The sequence below is a fragment of the Amycolatopsis sp. WAC 04197 genome, assembly GCF_003947475.1.
Taxonomy (GTDB): domain Bacteria; phylum Actinomycetota; class Actinomycetes; order Mycobacteriales; family Pseudonocardiaceae; genus Amycolatopsis; species Amycolatopsis japonica.
Genome location: NZ_QHJK01000018.1, coordinates 44,105 through 59,759 on the forward strand (window position 1 = coordinate 44,105; position 15,655 = coordinate 59,759).

Genomic DNA, 15,655 nt, shown 5'->3' on the forward strand with positions numbered 1-15,655 from the left:
GGGGTTTCCCCGCGTTCCCCGCGTCGGGGGCGAGTGAACGGCAACTGATCTGACCTGCGGTTTCCCCGTTCCCCGACGTGTTCAGGCGGGGACAACCGCCGCCGAGGCGACTATCGGCGGGACTGGGGAGAAATCGGGGAGTGATGGCGCCCGGGGACGTGTTCAGAACCGATAGCGGAACGGTTCCCAGCGGGGAATCGCGGAGATCCCGTCTGACCGGCTGGCCCCGTACTGGTCCCGTGCGGACCCGCCGATCCCCGCCGTCTGGGGATAGCCGCGGTCGCGCAGCAGCCGCAACCCGGCGGCCTGACTCTCCACCGGCAGGTCGATGTCGGAGGCGAAACCGTAGCCAGGGATCTCGACGGTCCACTGGCCGTCGCGCTTCCGGATCGCAGCCCTGCGGCGCGGCACCGGTCAGCCCTCCACGGGTACGTGCCACGTCCCCGGCTCGTGATCGAGACGCGTGCACAGCAGCGGCCGAGGGTGGCCTTCGGCCGCTGGCTCGCCCTCATCCATCGGGATCTCGTCCACGAAGAAGTGACCACGGGGAGTGAACACGGCGAGGGACACAGCCGTCGCGTCGTCGTCGGGCGGCGGGTCGTTCGGCACGAGGGTGGTGACCGCCGCGAGGCAGTGCGCGGGGTCGTCGCCCCACTGGGCGACGTAGTGGACGATCTGCGCGAGCGCGGCGGGCACGGGCACCTCCAGAGGGGTCGGTGAGCTTGGCCCGGCCACCTCGCCGCACACGGCACGTGCGCGCGGTCGAGGTGGCCGGGAAAGTGCCGGCCTGGGAGCGCCACGGGGGCTCTCCAGGGCGGCATGGGGCCGCGGACGCGGCGCGCCTGGATCCGCCAGTTACGGGGGTGAGGTCCGGCGCGGCCAGCGTCCGCGGAGTCAGGCGATGATCTTCGGAATCAAGGCGGCCACGTCGCGGGCTCGCACCGGGCGCGGCTGCTCCGGAGCGGGGTCCGGCTCGGCCGCCGTCTCGACGTCGTCGTTCATCAGGCGGCCGCCAGCTCAGCCAGCGCGGCGTCACGACGAGCCCGGTAGCGGGTGTGGAACTCCACGAGCCGGACGCGGTCACCACCGAACATCTCGGTCGGCTCCTCGTCCTTCTTCGCGTCGTCGTTCTTGCCCGCGGCCTTGCCCGGCTCCTCCTGGTCCTCTTCGCCGCCGGTGCCGACGTCGTCGGGTTCCTCGGCGCCCGGCTCCCCGGCGAACGGTTTCAGCTCGTCCGGGATCGGCTCGGGCTCCGGCTTCACCAGCTGCACCGGGGTGGCTTCGTCGGCCGGTTCGCCGGCCTCCAGCGACGTCCCGCGCAACAGTGCGGCGATGGCCGCCTGGCCGTGCGCGATCACGTCCCGCCACAGGAACATCCTCGTTCCGACCACGAACACCGGTTCGTCACCGCCGGGGACCGAAGGTTCGCCGATCTCGGCGCGGGCCCGGTTCAGCGTCCACAGGCCGGTGGTGACCCGCTTCTCCCGGATCTCCTCGATGACCTTCGAGTCGCGCATGTCGACCTGCTTGAACTTGAGCGTCCAGCCGGTGATGTTGAAGCCGTTGGTGACCAGCGCCGACACCAGCTTCTCCAGCACGATGGCGGCGATCGGGTCGCAGGTGTTGACCTCGTAGCTCTTGCGCTGCGACTCGCCGGTGCCGCCACCCAAGTTGCCGGACTCGATCACACCGACCTCGGCCGGAGGAACGCCGTAGCAGGCCAGGATCTCGTCGCGCTTCTGCGCCAGCGTCTCCAGCGCCTCGCCGATCTTGGCCTGCTGAAGTTCGTTGATCTTCCCGCCGCCCTTGGTGGTGATCGGAACGCCGATGTTGCGCGGGCCGACGTTGCGCACCATGTGCTGCGACGTCCACTTCGTGATCTCGGCCGGGGACATGTCCCGGGGGAGGTCGGCGTGGATCTGGGCGGGGTTGCCCTTGCGGTAGATCTCCTTGAGCGTGGCCGCGGTGAACAGCCAGGTCGTGATGGGCAGCAGCGCGGCCTGCGTCGGCGCCACCCCGAACATCCCCGAACGCGGGGCATCGAGGCTGATGTGGATGACCTCATGCGGCGCGAACTCGGCGCGCTGCCCCTGATCAGTCACCTGCACGTAGGCGGTGATCTCGCCGTGCTCGTCAGCGATCGGCAGCATCGACGGCGCATCCAGCGTGTACAGCGCCACCGGCACTCGTCCCAGCCACACGACTTCGACGTACGCGTCACCGAACACCAGCAGGTCCGCGATCGTGGACCGGAGCAGCTGTCGAATGTCCTCGCGCGGGTTGCAGAATTTCAGCAGCCGCTCCAGCGCTAGCACGTTCGCGGGCTTCTTCGGCTGCTCCTGGTCGCCCTCGCCGTCGTCGTTCACCCAGTCCGTGACCAGCCCGCCAGCGGTGATCGTGCGGGCGATCGCGTTGGTACATGCCCACGACCACGGGCACGCCAGGAACGCCTCGTACAGCTGTTGCATCAACGATCGGCGGTCGGTCTGTGTCGCCGTCCCGACGCCCTGCGACGTCTCGGTCAAGCCGCCCGGACCGACGCCGTACTCGAAACCGCGGCGCGGGGCCGCCGGCTGCGCGAGCGCCACCGGAGCCTTCGCCTCGGTGACCGTGTCGTCGCGGCCGCCGCGCCGGAACCAGTTGCTCCAGAAGGCCATCGTGCACCTCCTGATCAGACGTCGTCGGCGGTGACCACCGCTCCGCGCGTGGAATCGGTGTCCCCGGCCCAGCCGGGACGGTTATCGGTGCGGTAGGCGTAGTCACCGATCCGGTGCACATCGCCCACGTTGTTTTCGCCTGGTGGGGCAGGTACGAACTCGGGCCCGCCGCCCAGGTTGATCAGCAGATACCGGAGTGCGTCTCCGGCGTGGTCCTCGGCGTTGCTGTCGATGTCCTCCGGGTCGCCGGACGTCGCGTGGGGCAGCGTCGGCAGCGTCCGGATCAGGTTCTCGACGGTCTCGAACGCGTGCAGGCGGGGGCAGGTTTCCCAGCCCATCGCCCGGTGCAGCACGCACGCCGGGCCCTCCGCGAGGTAGGAGTGCACGCGCTGCCAGCCCGGGACGCGGCCGCCTTTCCCTGCCGGGGTCAGGAACACACCGTTGTCGGCGTAGGCGTCGCTGATCGGCTTCGCGTCGCCTCGGGTCGCCCACATCGCATCGTCGCCGAACCGGGAGCCGACGTGCTCTTCGTCGCCCTCGGCTGCGAGGATGCGCCGCGCCTGCTCGGCCTCGCCGACCCGCGTGGCGTACAGCTCCCGGTACACCCAGACCCGGCCGTCTTCGTCGACCGCGGCCCACAGCACGCACCAGGGGTTGCTGAAACCCCAGTCGATGCCGTTGTAGCGGCGCCAGCTGGACGGCAGGCTCACCGGCTTCACTACGTGCCGGTCGAACGACCACTCCGAGAAAGCCTGTCCGGCGAAGGTGTCCCAGTTCCCGTCACGGAACGCGGCGCGCAGCTGCTCGGGCAGCGCGTCCAGGTCGTGCGCGTACTCGGCGTTCACGTGCGGGTTGTCCGAGAGCTTCGAGGGGATGAACCGCACCTCGCGCTTGCGGACGTCCACATAGGTCTTCGTGCCGTAGTTCGTCGGCTTGATGAACCTGTCCCTGACGAAGCCATGACCCGGCCCGCCCGGGTTGGTCCCGCTCCGGATGCCCAGCACCGGAACGTCCTCCCGGCCGGACCGAAGCCGCGACTCCAGAAAGGACACCACGTTCGGCGGGGTCAGCGTGCGCTCGTCGAACAACAGCAGCTGGTACTGGCCACCCTGGCGCCGTGTCGCGTCCTGCAACGACTCCGCGTAGCGGAACATCAGCCGCGAGCCGTTCGAGAAGGTCAGGTTGTACTTCGTGCCGTTCCACGCCGCGCCGAGCTCCCGCGCGAAGCCGACCTCGGCCAGCTCGGCGAGCAGACTCTCCTCGAGCTCCGGGTACGTGCGCCGGAACGCGCCGACCCGGAGCCCGGGGTAGCGGACACAGGCCCGAAGGCCCTCCATCAGCAGCGCCCGAGTTTTCCCGCCACCGGCCGCGCCCCCGTAGAGGACGTCGAACTCCGCGGCTTCGTGGAACACGATCTGCCGGGGCGTCGGGACGTACCCGAGCGTCCCGAACACGTCGACGTTGCGCAGCCGCTCAGTCTCGCGCCGCTCAGCCTCAGCTTTCAGCTCCCGCAAAAGGGTCAGGCGCTGGATTTTCAACTCCGCCAGCGAGCTCGGCTTCGAGTTTCCGGATCTCCTCGTCGACGGCGTCAAGGGTGATCACCTCGACCTTCGCCGGGCGATCCAGCCCCAGCAGCTTCCGGCGCTCGACGATCAGCCGGCGGCACGTCTCGATCGCCAGCAGGTCACCCTTGACCGCGGCAGGCCACGCCGCCGCCTGCAACCGGTCGAGCCGCATCAACTCGACGTTGCGCAGCTCGTCGACGGCCGCGGACGCCTCCTGAATGTAGGCCGTCATCGCCCGCTGAATGTCCTTGTGCGCGGCCTGCCGCGACGAATATTCGAGCCGCTCGGCGATGGTCTCGTAGTCCATCCCGGCGAGCCGGAGCCTGATCGCATCCGCCCGGCGTTTCGCGGTGGCCGCGCGCTGCTCCTTCGACGCACCCACGAGGAGGTCACCCCCTCGCGATCGAGCACTACCAGAGCTGGGCGGGCTGAGGCACACGCAGCGAGTCGAGGAACGTCGCGCCGGGCGCGTCCGGCCGGACACGGCCGGGGAAGACCCCCTTCATCACCGTCCGCTGGAGCTCGCCGAGCGCGGTGCGCCGGTCGAGAACGGCCGGATGCTGGTAGCCCTCCGCGACGCGACGCCGGTACTCGAGGAATCCCTCGGTGTTCCGGAAGCGGCAGTGCAGCGCGAGGTGGCAGATCACGCACAGCCCGACGAAGCTGGTCGGCTCGTCGTAGTTCTCGTGGTGCGCGTCGATGACGCCCTCGTTCTGGCCGCACGACTCGCATTGCGTCGGGCGCTCGATTCGGCCGGCCGCGAATTCCCTCGTGAGCCAGGACTGGACGCGTTCGCGTTGCGCCCCGGAAAAGCCGTTATAGGTGGAGAGTCCCATAGGAATGTCCTAAGTGGATTCGGTGCGTTGCTGACCGAAGGACACTACCGGGCACCCCCGCCGAGCACTACCGCTTCGCCGCGGGCTTCCGGCCGTCCTCGGCCGGGTACCAGGCCGGGCTGTATGCCCAGTCCTTGATCCCCTTTACCGCGAACACGCCGTCCTGCGCGAGCAGGTTCACCTCGTCGAGCGTCGCGCCCATCTCGGTGGCGATCTCCTGCGGGTCCATCGCGTGAACCTCGATCAGCTCCCGCACGATCTCGCTCATGCTGACCGCGACGTGCGTGCCCTTCGCGCGGTTGATCCGGATCGTCATCAGCATCGCGGTCGGCCGGTCGACGTCCAGCACCGCCACCGGCACCTTCCCGCCCCAGCGCTGCCGCACCTGCGCGGCGAGGCGTTTCCACTTCCCGTGGCCGTCGACACCGCCGTTGGAGGAGAGCCGCCACCGGTGGAAGCCGTCGATGATCAGCCCGTCCGGGTTCACCAGCAGCGGCTGAATCCAGCCGGTTTCCAGCATCGAACGGGCCAGCAGCTTGAGCTCGGCGCCGTGGACCCGGTTCGGGTTCCAGCTGTTCGGGTCGAGCATGTCCGCATCCACCCACTGGAGGTGGTCGAGCGGGTCGGCCCCTGCCGGGGTCGGTTCGAGCTTCGTGATCATCCTCGCGTCCCCCGTTGCGCCTGGTCGGATTTGGTCTGGTCGGCGAAGGCCTGCGGCAAGATCCGCCGCTTGTACGCGCCGGAGGTGAACTGCTTGAGCACGTAGGGGAGCGGGAACGAGTCCGGGGCTCGTCGGGCGGCGACCTTCACCCGCGCCAGCGCCTTCATCGCGTTCGCCAGCTCCGCGGCCTCGTCGAAGTGGTCGGTGATCCACTGCTCGATGCCGTCCCACGATTCGGCGTAGCGGGCGAGGATCCCGGCCCGGTCGATCTCCGCGTGATACCGCTCCTGGAGCGCCATCTCCGGGAAGATCTCCATCACCTGGTCGTAGAAGACCGGCTCGGTGGCGCGCAGGTAGTGCAGCGCCTTCGCCGACTCGGGGATCAGCGGCGTCGCCACACGAAGCGCGTTCCCCGCCCACGCCTGCGCGTCGTAGATCGGGCAGTACCGGATCTCGTTGTCATAGAAGAACCGCAGGACGTCGTTCTCTTGCCAGTCGAACAGCGGCTTGCACAGCGACGCCTTCGGCGTGCTCGACGCGCAGATGTAGTTCTCGTTGAGCTTGACCACCGACGACTGCCACCGCATCAGCGACTCCGAGGCGCGGACACCGGTCATGATGGCGACCTTGCCCTTGTACGGGGCCGCGAGCACCGAGTCCATCGTCAGCTGCGAGAACACCGTGTCCGGCGGGTAGCCGAGGTCGTCGAGCGTCGTCGCCCACGCCGGTTTCGGGCGCACGTGCTCCCGGTTCGGATCCCACTGGATGTACCGGGACGTCTTGCCCAGCACGTACTTCGAGGAGATCAGCGGCACCGCGTACCAGGTCATGTTCACCCACGGCAGTTGCCGGTAGGTGTCCACGAAGGACAGCACGGTGTCCGGGATGACCTCCTCGTCGCGGAAGGCCACGTTCACCGCGGTGAGCCCGCGCTCCTGCGCGACCTCCCACGTCAGATGCAGCAGCGCCAGCGAGTCCTTGCCACCGGAGAACGCCACCACGACGTTGTCGACCAGATCGTAGATGTGGTGGATCCGCCGCCGCGCCTCGTCGACCACGTTCGCGTCGATGTGCCTCTTCACCCTGGTCACCGGTCAGCACCGCCGATCCCCGGTACCCGGGCGTCGAAGAACTCCACCAGCCGCTCGCCGAGCGTCTCGGCGCCGCCGTACTCGCGCTTCAGCCAGCGCACGAACGCGTACCAGCGGGCCTGCTGCGTCTCGTCGTCGAACACGATCTGGTACGCCACCACGGGTTCGCCGACCCCTGCCGGTGAGTCCCCGCCGGCCTCGTCCTCGCCGTCGAACTCGGGCGGTTCGAGCAGCCGGTCGACGTCGTCCTTCGTGTACCCGGTGCCGTCGTAGTCCTCGTCCAGGTAGGACAGCAGATGCACTAGGGCGTCGTCGTCGTACCCGCCCAGCTCGGCCGAGCGGTTGTCGACCAGGTTGATCCGGAGCGCGTCCTGGTCGTCGCAGGTGATGACCTCACACCGCGCCGTCGCGTGCCGCTCCAGCTTGATCGCCTCGAACGTGTGGTTCCCGGCGAGGATCGTCAGCGTGCCGTCGTCGGCCTGGCGGACGACCAGGGATCTGTACTGGCCGTTCCGCTTGATCGATTCGCGGATCTTCCCGACGTCGCCACGCTTGGCGTTCCCCGGGTACTTCACCAGCTCGCCGAGGGGGATCTCCCTCGTCTCGACATACACCGCGCTCACCGGCTACCCCCTCTTGAGTTGTTGGATCTCGGGCCCCGCCGAGGTGCCGCCCGGCGGGGCCCGAAAGCGGTCGGTACGCGCTTCACACGCCATCCATTCGTTGCGCGTGCTCTGCCCGGGCGAGGCGGGTATCCTGGAGTGACCGACACCGCCCAGCGACGGGGAGACCGCTCGGGAGCGGTGGTCGGACAGCTTTGGAGGATCAAGGCCTGGCCGCGCCAGGTCTTACTTCGCATGGGCTCCTGGGCCCGAATCAGCCTCGGCACGTTGGTGATATCCACGCCCTGACTCGCCGCTGATCAGTCGCCAGGACGACTGATCAGCGTGAGGGGGACGGCAAGTGGTAAACGCTCTCGTTGCGGCCTACGCACTCTTGTTGATGGCCCTGCTCGGCTGCGCAGGCTGCGTCGCCCTATTCGTGGACGACGCGACGAGACGGGCCGACGCCTTCAAGGTGTTGAAATACACCGGTCGTCTCGTGGCAGGCACCGGAGGCGCCGGTGGGCTGATCGCCTTAGGAATCAAGCTCTACGAGCTGGGAGTCCTGTGAACGAGGCCGGGCCTGCCCAGGGTGATCCCCGGGCAGGCCCGTGAGGCTGACAAAGTCCTCTGCGAGCACGGTAGCGGTCGGCACCGACAGAAACGGCCCGCCCCCGGAGCAGAGGGGCGGGCCGTTTCGCGGTTTGGATACACGACTCCCGTCGCGCAGGCGCCTATTTAGCCAGGGACCGAGTCGATCACGCCACGGCCGCCACCTCTTCGGCGTGTCGCGGCCGCCGGTTCCGGGTCGGCGTCGACGTCGCCACCTCGACGACGTCGGCCACCGAATACAGCGGCCAGCCGCGGCCGTTGCGGCGCCGGGCGACGATCCGGCCGTTGCGGGCCCAGGTGTGGATCGTCTGGACGCTGAGCGAGTCCCGCGCCATCAGCTGGGGGAGCGCCTTCGACAGCTCGGCCGCGGTGAGTTCGAGCGACAGCGCCGAGTTCAGCAGTTCTTCCCGGCGAGACGCGGCATCGTAGGTGAGGCCGCAAGTCGAGCAGCGCGCGAACTTTCGGTCCGGCCAGCCGTACACGTCGCCGCCGCACACCGCGCCGGTGTCCGGGTCAGGCTCGTCGCACTGCCCGGCGTACTGCCGATCCGGCCGCCGGTCGATCGCCCGCCAGCACCGGTCGATGCCGTCCATCACCATCGCGTACAGGTCGCCGGCCTCCGGGGTCTCGGCGAGCCACGTCGGCCGCAACGCCAGGTACTCGGCCATGCCCTCGATGGTGGGCGCGCAGTGCGGGACGTGCTGGTACCCGTGCGCCAGACGGCGAAGGCCTTCGCCGTCGCTGATCCCGAGGCACACGGCCGTCGTCGGCATCCACCGGTCGTACAGGTAGCGGAGCCAGGACACCAAGGTCGTCTTGAGGTCGCGCAGCGCGGTATCGGCGCGCTGGTCCGCCAGCGGAGCCTGCGGCTCGCTCGACCGGACCACGATCCCGATGGAGACCTTCGAGCCGCGGCCCTGGCGTTCGGAGGTGAACCGCACCTCCTCGGTCAACGTCGGCATGGACGCGCCCCGGTCGCTTCGGCCTCGCCGGTACAGCGTCCGCAGACCGGCGCGGAGCCGGGCGACGCAGGCCGCGCACACGACCTCAGGGGAGTCGGGGCGCAACGCCGTCGAGCACTTCCGAACGGCGCACACCTGGCGGGTGTCGATCATGGTCACGGTCATCGGGCACCGCCGGAAACCCCGCGAGCGTGCTCGATGACCATGGCCAGCGCTTCGGCCCGCGTGAATCCGCACTGCTGATAGGCGGTGAACAGACCGCCCATGACCATCGCGCATTGCCGCTGGTCGGGCGTCGGGTCGACCGCTGCGGGCGGTAGGCCCGTGAGACCTTCGGTCGTCAGCTCTGACGCGATATTTTCCCCAGTCATACGCCCCTCCTGAATCAGGGGAATCCGTGCCTGATTCCCTCGAATCCATTCCAGAGTGGCGGCTTAAATATGGCCATACCGTAGTTCGTAACGCGATTTCGCGACCGAAAAAAATTGTTATGCGGCCAGGTCGCTGGAGGTGTGCGTGTGCGTTGGCGAAGGGTCTCAATCGCGTCACCCGGGGGGCAGCGTTACCGGCTAGGCTGTAAAGTATATGTGACATGAGCGACGTTGTTCTGACTTTAAGTTACATCTATGGTCGCTCGGGCTGGAGAGGAACACCATGACGGAGCCGAAGGATCTCGAACCGGGGTCGACCTTCGCTGACCGCCTGACCTACTTGATCAGAATGCACCCGGATGAGCCCGGTGACATGGAGATATCCGCGAAGATCACTGAGCAGGGTGGCCAGCTGAGCCGGAACGCGGTGTACCGGCTGCGGACGGGCAGGGAAACGAACCCCACGCTGGCGACGATCAACTCCCTGGTCAAGCTCTTCGGGTGCTCCAGCTCCTTCCTCACCGACTTCTCCGCCAAACCCGGCACCGAAGCGGCCCCCGCTGACGCCGACGACGAGACGCAGCGCGCACTCGAACTTCTCAAGGAAGCAGGTGTCAAAGAAGTCCTCAATCGAATGGGGCAGATGGGGGCAGACAGTCGCAAAATCCTCATCAACATGAGTGAACAGCTCGCGGCGCTCAACCAGAAACACGCACCAGACAAACCTGAATAGGGAACAGCAGTACATGTCCATCGAAGACAAACCTCCGGTCAGCGCCAACCGCTGGCGCTCCGGACTCCGAGGAGCCGTCGAGTACCGACGACTCCAAGGCCGCATCAACGACCTCCTCGACGAGGTCGGCATCCCCGAACCCTGGGATATCCGGGCGTTCATCCAACGCGTCGCCGACTACCGCGGCCGCCCGATCGAACTCGTCGCCGTCGAGATCCCGCCCGGCGGCCCAGACGCCATGTGGGTACCGGCCGAGCACGTCGACGTCATCCTCTACGACTCCACCCTCCGCGAGGGTGACCTGCATTGGGAGCAAGTTTTGGCACACGAGGCTGCCCACATCCTGCTGTGCCACCGCGGCGACGAAGACGCCGTCCTCGCCCGCGGACCGGTCACCAGACAGCTCCTCGAGCTCATCGCCAAGAACGTCGACAACCCGGGCGACGGGCCGATCCTCTTCCGCGAGACGTACTCCTCGGACCAAGAGACCGAAGCGGAGATCGCCGCATCGCTCATCTGGAAGCGTGCAGGCCGGCGGCTCATCGCGCCGAAGCGCACCTTGGGTGGCGCCGACGCCGTGAGCGTCGACGAGCTCGCCTCGATCATGGAGCGCACCCGTGCGTGAAGCCATCCAGGCCGGTTTCCAGTACGTCATGGTGATCGCCGGTCTCGCGGTGACGATCTACCGGCTCGTCGACCTGATCCGATCTCCGCGACGGCCCGCGATGTGGGCGATGTGGTCCGGGCTGCTGATGCTGACGCTCGCCGTCGCGGTCGGGATCAAGAGCTTCTGGCCGAACTCGCCAGCCACCTTCATCATCCAGCACCTCTTCATCCTCGGATGTCTTGCCGCGTTCGAGTGGTTCTACTTGCTGACGATCTACGGAACGCGGGCTCGGCCAGCCGAAATCCGCTGGTACCAGCTGGCGATGTACCTGTTCACCGCAGGCATGGTCGTGAGCTGGGGACTCAGCGTCATCTACGAGACGCCGGACTACAACGACTTCGACTACACGGCTTACCCGTACGTCCTCACGATGGTGCTCAGCTACACCGCGGCGATGGCCGCCTCGTTGCTCACGCTGTGCCGTCTGTCGTGGAAGTGGTCCCGGATCGCTGACCGTGTCTGGCTCCGACGCAGCCTCGTCACTTTGACCATCAGCACCGGCCTGGGGCTGATCTACACCGTCCACCACGGCATGTTCACGCTGCTGAGCGCGATCGGCCACACCCCGCCGTACCCGCAGGGCTACGAGGTGCCGGTGATCGCTGTCGGCGTGCTCGCCGCACTGGTCGGTCTGTCGATGCCGGCCTGGGGGCCCCGCGTGACCGCGCTGCGTCTCCTGATCCAGTACCGCCGCTCGTACCGCGAGCTGCAACCGCTGTGGGAGGCCTTCACCGCCGCCATGCCGATGATCGCGCTAGAAAGCCGCCCGCCGCGCTGGGACGCGGAGTTCGCGCTCTACCGGCGGGCCATCGAGATCATGGACGGCCGGAGCCGCCTGCGCGGCTACCTCAACCCGGAGCTGGCGAAGGCCGCCGAAGAGGCAGGGAGGGCCCGCGGTCTCACCGATGCGAAGCTGACGGCCGCCGTCGAGGCCGAGCTGTGGCGCGACGCTCTCGCCGCCCATGAAGCCGATTCTCAGCCGAGTGAGAAGCTGATCGAGGAGCCCCCGACCGGGAACAATCTCGCGGCGATGGTCGAGTTCCTACGCCTGGTCGCAGCGGCATGGCAACGCCCGCCGCTGATTCCGGCCATGACCCCACGTTGATCGAGAAGGCCATGACCACCGAAACCGTTGAACCTCAGACTCCCGCCTACAAGATCGCGAAGGTCGTCGGGGAAATCCTCGCGCCGTGGGTGGTGCTTGTCCTGCTGTCGCTCGCCGTGCCGTGGAAGGCCACCGGCTACAGCATCGGCTACACCTTGCTCTGGGGCTTCGTGATCGCGTTCTTCTGCGCGGCCGTCCCGATGGCGTTCATCGTGCGGGGCGCGAGAAAGGGCGATTGGGACGGGCACCATGTCCGCAACCGCGAAGGCCGGGTGAAGCCGCTGATCGTGTGCTTCGCCTCCACCGCGGTCGGGCTGGCGATCATGCTGACGTTCAACGCGCCGACCGACCTGGTGTACATGGCGATCGCGATGCTCGTCTCGCTCGTCGTGACGTTCGCGATCACCAACTGGTGGAAGATCAGCCTGCACGCCGCCGTCTCCGGCGGGGGAGTCGCCACGCTGGCCGTGGTCTATGGGCCCGTCGCCCTGTTGCTGCTGCTCGTCGTGGCGCTCATCTGCTGGTCGCGCGTCGTCACCGGCGACCACACAACAGGCCAGGTCACGGCGGGTACCGCCCTCGGTTTCGGGATCACGATCCTGACGTTCGTCCCCACGTTCTGAGCCGCACCGATGTAACTTGTACATCACGCGCTCCGCCTGGATGTAATTTATAGTTGACGTCCAGACGGGGTGCTCGATACGGTGAAGACCTCACGCCGCGCGGATCAGCACTACGCGCAGCGCCGAGGAGCAGGGGGATCCTGCTGGCGACACAGACCTTCCGACACGCTTTCCCTGTGTCGCCAGCAGGACTGCAAAGTGGAGTGCCCATCCGCACCACCCCCGAAGAGACCCTTCCGGCAACCCTCGACGCCGGAAACCCCTGGGGGTGACGAAAAGCGCCCGGTAGCCATCAGGCCACCGGGCGCTTTTCCTTATGCCATCAGCTATTCAGTGCGGCCTCGTACTCCTTCGCCTGATCCGGCGTCAGGAACCGCGACACCCGAACCAACACCGCGCCCTTCACGTAGTCGTACTCCCCAGCCGCGGGAAGGTTCTTCGCCACCGACTGAATGAAGTCCATCCGCTTCTTCGCGCCGGCCTCATCCGCGAACACCTCCACCGAGCCGCCGCGCTCCAGCGAGTCAGCGCCGAGATATTCGACCTCGGACGCCTTGACCCGCGAGTCGCTGAACGCCGTCTTCGACGTGTAGCCGTTCGGGCGGCCAAGCAGGTGGTTCGGGTCATCCTCGGCGGTGTAGGTCTTGAACAGCTTCACCGAGGCGATCTTCTCGCCGAGCGCCTTCGTCACGTCGTCAGCGGTCTTCGCGCTGGCGCTCTCGGCGGCCGCGCCGGTGCCGGTGGACGTCGACGAGCTACCGCTGCACGCGGCCAACGAGAACGCGGCCAGCGCAACAGATGCAGCGGCCACAGTACGGCGGATGATCACGAACCCCTCCAGCATGACGATGGTCAACGCCGGTATGTCTCGCCGACCTGATCTTGCGTTACCTGTCGCGGCCACATCGTGACCCTCCGGTGTGGACGGGCCAACGAAAGCACCACCGCCGAGCACATGCACCGCACCGTGAGAAGGTGCCGGGGTGAACATGCTGGGAGAGCTGCTGAACCCGGAGAACCGCCCCGACCCGTATGCGCTGTACGCGCAGTGGCGGGAGAAGTCCCCGGTCGTCAGGGTCGGTGGACCGTTCGTTGCCGTTCTGGGGCACGCTGAGGCCGAGCAGGTACTGCGCGGTGCCGACTTCGGACACCCCGAGCCAGAGGTCATCGCGGACGACGACCCCGATCACCCTGTCGACGCGCAAGGGCGAGTGGTGCGGGCGTTCGCATTCCTCAACCCGCCAGACCACACCCGGCTGCGCCGCCTGGTCTCGAAGGCGTTCACGCCGCGCGTGATCAAGGACCTGCAACCGCGGATCGAGGCACTGACCACCGCGGCGATCGACCAGATCGTCGACGCTGGCGAGACCAACCTCATGGACACGCTCGCCGTGCCGCTGCCCGTCACGGTGATCGCGGAACTGCTGGGTGTTCCGATCGAGGACCGGGAACGGTTCGGCGCCTGGTCAGCTGCGATGGCACGAGCGTCGGACCCCGGATTCCTGCTACCGCCCGAGGTCGTCGAGAAGGCGGCCACGGCGCGACGCGAGTTCATCGCCTACTTCCGGGACCTGGCCGCCGCGCGCCGCCGTACTCCCGGCGAGGATCTGTTGTCCGCGCTCGTAGCGGTGTCGGACGAAGGCGAGATGCTCAGCGAGGGCGAGCTGCTGGTCACGCTCACCCTGTTGCTGGTCGCCGGTCACGAGACCACCACGAACCTGATCGGAAACGGCGTGCTCGCCCTCCTGCGTCACCCCGAGCAGTACGCCGCGCTCGCGCAGGACGGCTCGCTCGCGGAGGGGGCGGTCGAGGAGATCCTGCGCTACGACTCGCCGATCCAGCTCACCATGCGGACCGCGTTGACTCCCTCGACCATCGGCGACGTCGACATGGCGGCCGGTGACACAGCGCTTGTGTTCTTCGGAGCGGCCAACCGCGACCCTCGTACACACCAGACACCCGACACCTTCGATATCACGCACCCGCCAGCACGGCACCTGACGTTCGGCCACGGCATCCACTTCTGCCTCGGCGCGCCGCTGGCCCGGATGGAAGGCCGCATCGTGCTGCGGGAACTTGCCCGCCGAATCCCGGATCTGCGCCTCGCGGGCGAGCCGGAATGGGCATCCACGGTGACCCTGCGCGGGCTGAGCTCCCTGCCGGTCGCGGCCACATCGTGACCACGACCGGCTGAACGGTTCCTACTTCTGGTAGCTGTGCGATCGCATTCGGTCGTTTACGCTGCACGTGGGGAAAGGGCGAATGCTGGTGCGCACTGTCGCGCCCAACGACAGCGGGAGGGAAACCGCATGACCGCCCTTGCGACGGATACCAAGTTCCTGTGGTTGGAAATCACCGGCAAATGCCAGCTGGACTGCGGGCACTGCTGCGCCGACAGCGGCCCTGACGGAACCCACGGCACGATGACCACCGACCAGTGGAAAGAAGTCATCTTCGAGGCCGCCGGCCTCGGCGTCCGCCGCGTCCAGTTCATCGGCGGCGAACCCACCCTGCACCCCGGCCTGCTCGACCTGATCCGCCACGCACACAGCTTCGCCCTGGAAATCGAGGTGTTCTCGAACCTCGTCCACATCACGCCGACCATGTGGCGCGTGTTCAAGGAGCGCGGCGTCTCCCTCGCGACCAGCTACTACTCCGACGACCCCGACGAACACGCCGCGATCACCAAACGTCCCACCTACGCGAGGACCAAGGGCAACATCTCCATCGCCCGAAGCCTCGGGATTCCCCTCCGCGTCGGCGTCATCGACGTTCGCAACGGCCAGCGCGTCGACCAGGCCCGCGCCGAGCTCGTCAACCTCGGCGTACCGCAAATCGGATACGACCGGCTTCGTGAGGTGGGCCGCGCGGCTTCCTCGAGCTGCGGCACCGGCGAGAAGGTCACCGACGCGACGCAGCTGTGCGGAGGCTGCGGCGACGGCGTCGCAGCGGTCATGCCGGACGGCCGGGTCCGGCCCTGCACGATGGCGCGAACCGTGACCGTGGGAGACCTCAAAAACAGGTCGCTCGCCCACGTACTCGGCAACATGCCCGCCATCCGCGAAGATCTCGTCCGCGCCGGAATGCCCGACCGCAAAAGCGGTGCACCAGGAGATTGCGCCCCACAGGGCGGTAACTGCTACCCGATCAACTGCTTCCCCAGGTAGAAG

19 protein-coding genes are annotated in these 15,655 nt (G+C 67.7%); 7 read left to right on the plus strand and 12 right to left on the minus strand.

Features of this window, described 5'->3' with window-relative positions; genetic code table 11:
- Positions 1 to 162 precede the first annotated feature (162 nt).
- From DMC64_RS41730 to DMC64_RS41770, 9 genes are all read right to left on the minus strand, one after another.
- Positions 163 to 411: a hypothetical protein gene (locus DMC64_RS41730; protein WP_125738062.1), complete on the minus strand. Its 249-nt coding sequence runs from the start codon at positions 409 to 411 to the stop codon at positions 163 to 165.
- Between the two features lie 3 nt (positions 412 to 414).
- Entirely contained in the window at positions 415 to 696 is a 282-nt protein-coding gene (locus tag DMC64_RS41735; RefSeq protein ID WP_040133649.1) for a hypothetical protein, read from the minus strand.
- Positions 697 to 1,001: 305 nt separating this feature from the next.
- Entirely contained in the window at positions 1,002 to 2,657 is a 1,656-nt protein-coding gene (locus DMC64_RS41740) for a phage portal protein (RefSeq protein ID WP_125738064.1), read from the minus strand.
- 14 nt (positions 2,658 to 2,671) lie between these two features.
- Complete coding sequence (locus tag DMC64_RS41745) at positions 2,672 to 4,195, minus strand: terminase large subunit domain-containing protein (protein WP_125738066.1); 1,524 nt, start codon at positions 4,193 to 4,195, stop codon at positions 2,672 to 2,674.
- Positions 4,152 to 4,604, minus strand: coding sequence for a hypothetical protein (locus DMC64_RS41750; protein WP_125738068.1), 453 nt, complete (start codon positions 4,602 to 4,604; stop codon positions 4,152 to 4,154). Before DMC64_RS41750 ends, DMC64_RS41745 begins: the two co-directional genes overlap by 44 nt.
- Positions 4,605 to 4,632: 28 nt before the next feature.
- Positions 4,633 to 5,058 carry a hypothetical protein gene (locus tag DMC64_RS41755; protein WP_125738069.1) on the minus strand — a complete coding sequence of 142 codons (426 nt, stop codon included), beginning with the start codon at positions 5,056 to 5,058 and terminating at the stop codon, positions 4,633 to 4,635.
- Positions 5,059 to 5,125: 67 nt separating this feature from the next.
- The gene (locus tag DMC64_RS41760) at positions 5,126 to 5,719 is read right to left on the minus strand and encodes a ParB N-terminal domain-containing protein (protein ID WP_125738071.1); all 594 of its coding nucleotides are present in this window, start codon (positions 5,717 to 5,719) and stop codon (positions 5,126 to 5,128) included.
- On the minus strand, positions 5,716 to 6,810 hold the full coding sequence (locus DMC64_RS41765) for a phosphoadenosine phosphosulfate reductase family protein (protein WP_125738073.1): 1,095 nt from the start codon (positions 6,808 to 6,810) through the stop codon (positions 5,716 to 5,718). The genes DMC64_RS41760 and DMC64_RS41765 overlap by 4 nt, the downstream gene beginning before the upstream one ends.
- On the minus strand, positions 6,807 to 7,433 hold the full coding sequence (locus DMC64_RS41770) for a ParB/RepB/Spo0J family partition protein (protein ID WP_125738075.1): 627 nt from the start codon (positions 7,431 to 7,433) through the stop codon (positions 6,807 to 6,809). The genes DMC64_RS41765 and DMC64_RS41770 overlap by 4 nt, the downstream gene beginning before the upstream one ends.
- 379 nt (positions 7,434 to 7,812) lie before the next feature.
- Between DMC64_RS41770 and DMC64_RS42855 the strand changes: the two genes are divergently transcribed.
- Positions 7,813 to 7,983, plus strand: coding sequence for a hypothetical protein (locus tag DMC64_RS42855; protein WP_158509823.1), 171 nt, complete (start codon positions 7,813 to 7,815; stop codon positions 7,981 to 7,983).
- A 187-nt stretch (positions 7,984 to 8,170) separates the two neighbouring features.
- Here the strand turns inward: DMC64_RS42855 and DMC64_RS41775 are convergent, their stop codons facing one another.
- Both DMC64_RS41775 and DMC64_RS41780 read right to left on the minus strand, forming a co-directional pair.
- Positions 8,171 to 9,151 carry a hypothetical protein gene (locus DMC64_RS41775; RefSeq protein ID WP_125738077.1) on the minus strand — a complete coding sequence of 327 codons (981 nt, stop codon included), beginning with the start codon at positions 9,149 to 9,151 and terminating at the stop codon, positions 8,171 to 8,173.
- Positions 9,148 to 9,357 carry a hypothetical protein gene (locus tag DMC64_RS41780; protein WP_125738078.1) on the minus strand — a complete coding sequence of 70 codons (210 nt, stop codon included), beginning with the start codon at positions 9,355 to 9,357 and terminating at the stop codon, positions 9,148 to 9,150. The genes DMC64_RS41775 and DMC64_RS41780 overlap by 4 nt, the downstream gene beginning before the upstream one ends.
- A 283-nt stretch (positions 9,358 to 9,640) precedes the next feature.
- Between DMC64_RS41780 and DMC64_RS41785 the strand changes: the two genes are divergently transcribed.
- Genes DMC64_RS41785 through DMC64_RS41800 form a run of 4 tightly spaced genes read left to right on the plus strand, consistent with a single transcriptional unit; the run spans position 9,641 to position 12,485 of the window.
- Positions 9,641 to 10,090 carry a hypothetical protein gene (locus DMC64_RS41785; RefSeq protein WP_125738080.1) on the plus strand — a complete coding sequence of 150 codons (450 nt, stop codon included), beginning with the start codon at positions 9,641 to 9,643 and terminating at the stop codon, positions 10,088 to 10,090.
- 13 nt (positions 10,091 to 10,103) lie between these two features.
- Entirely contained in the window at positions 10,104 to 10,715 is a 612-nt protein-coding gene (locus DMC64_RS41790; RefSeq protein ID WP_125738082.1) for a hypothetical protein, read from the plus strand.
- Positions 10,708 to 11,862, plus strand: a complete 1,155-nt coding sequence (locus DMC64_RS41795) for an MAB_1171c family putative transporter (protein ID WP_125738084.1) — start codon at positions 10,708 to 10,710, stop codon at positions 11,860 to 11,862. The genes DMC64_RS41790 and DMC64_RS41795 overlap by 8 nt, the downstream gene beginning before the upstream one ends.
- A gap of 11 nt (positions 11,863 to 11,873) precedes the next feature.
- Entirely contained in the window at positions 11,874 to 12,485 is a 612-nt protein-coding gene (locus DMC64_RS41800) for a hypothetical protein (protein ID WP_125738086.1), read from the plus strand.
- A 322-nt stretch (positions 12,486 to 12,807) separates the two neighbouring features.
- Here the strand turns inward: DMC64_RS41800 and DMC64_RS41805 are convergent, their stop codons facing one another.
- Entirely contained in the window at positions 12,808 to 13,341 is a 534-nt protein-coding gene (locus DMC64_RS41805; protein ID WP_125738088.1) for a hypothetical protein, read from the minus strand.
- Between the two features lie 133 nt (positions 13,342 to 13,474).
- On the opposite strand from DMC64_RS41805, the gene DMC64_RS41810 reads away from it, so the two are divergent.
- Both DMC64_RS41810 and DMC64_RS41815 read left to right on the plus strand, forming a co-directional pair.
- Positions 13,475 to 14,665, plus strand: coding sequence for a cytochrome P450 (locus DMC64_RS41810; protein ID WP_125738168.1), 1,191 nt, complete (start codon positions 13,475 to 13,477; stop codon positions 14,663 to 14,665).
- 129 nt (positions 14,666 to 14,794) lie between these two features.
- Positions 14,795 to 15,652: a radical SAM protein gene (locus DMC64_RS41815; RefSeq protein WP_199755266.1), complete on the plus strand. Its 858-nt coding sequence runs from the start codon at positions 14,795 to 14,797 to the stop codon at positions 15,650 to 15,652.
- Positions 15,653 to 15,655: the final 3 nt, after the last annotated feature.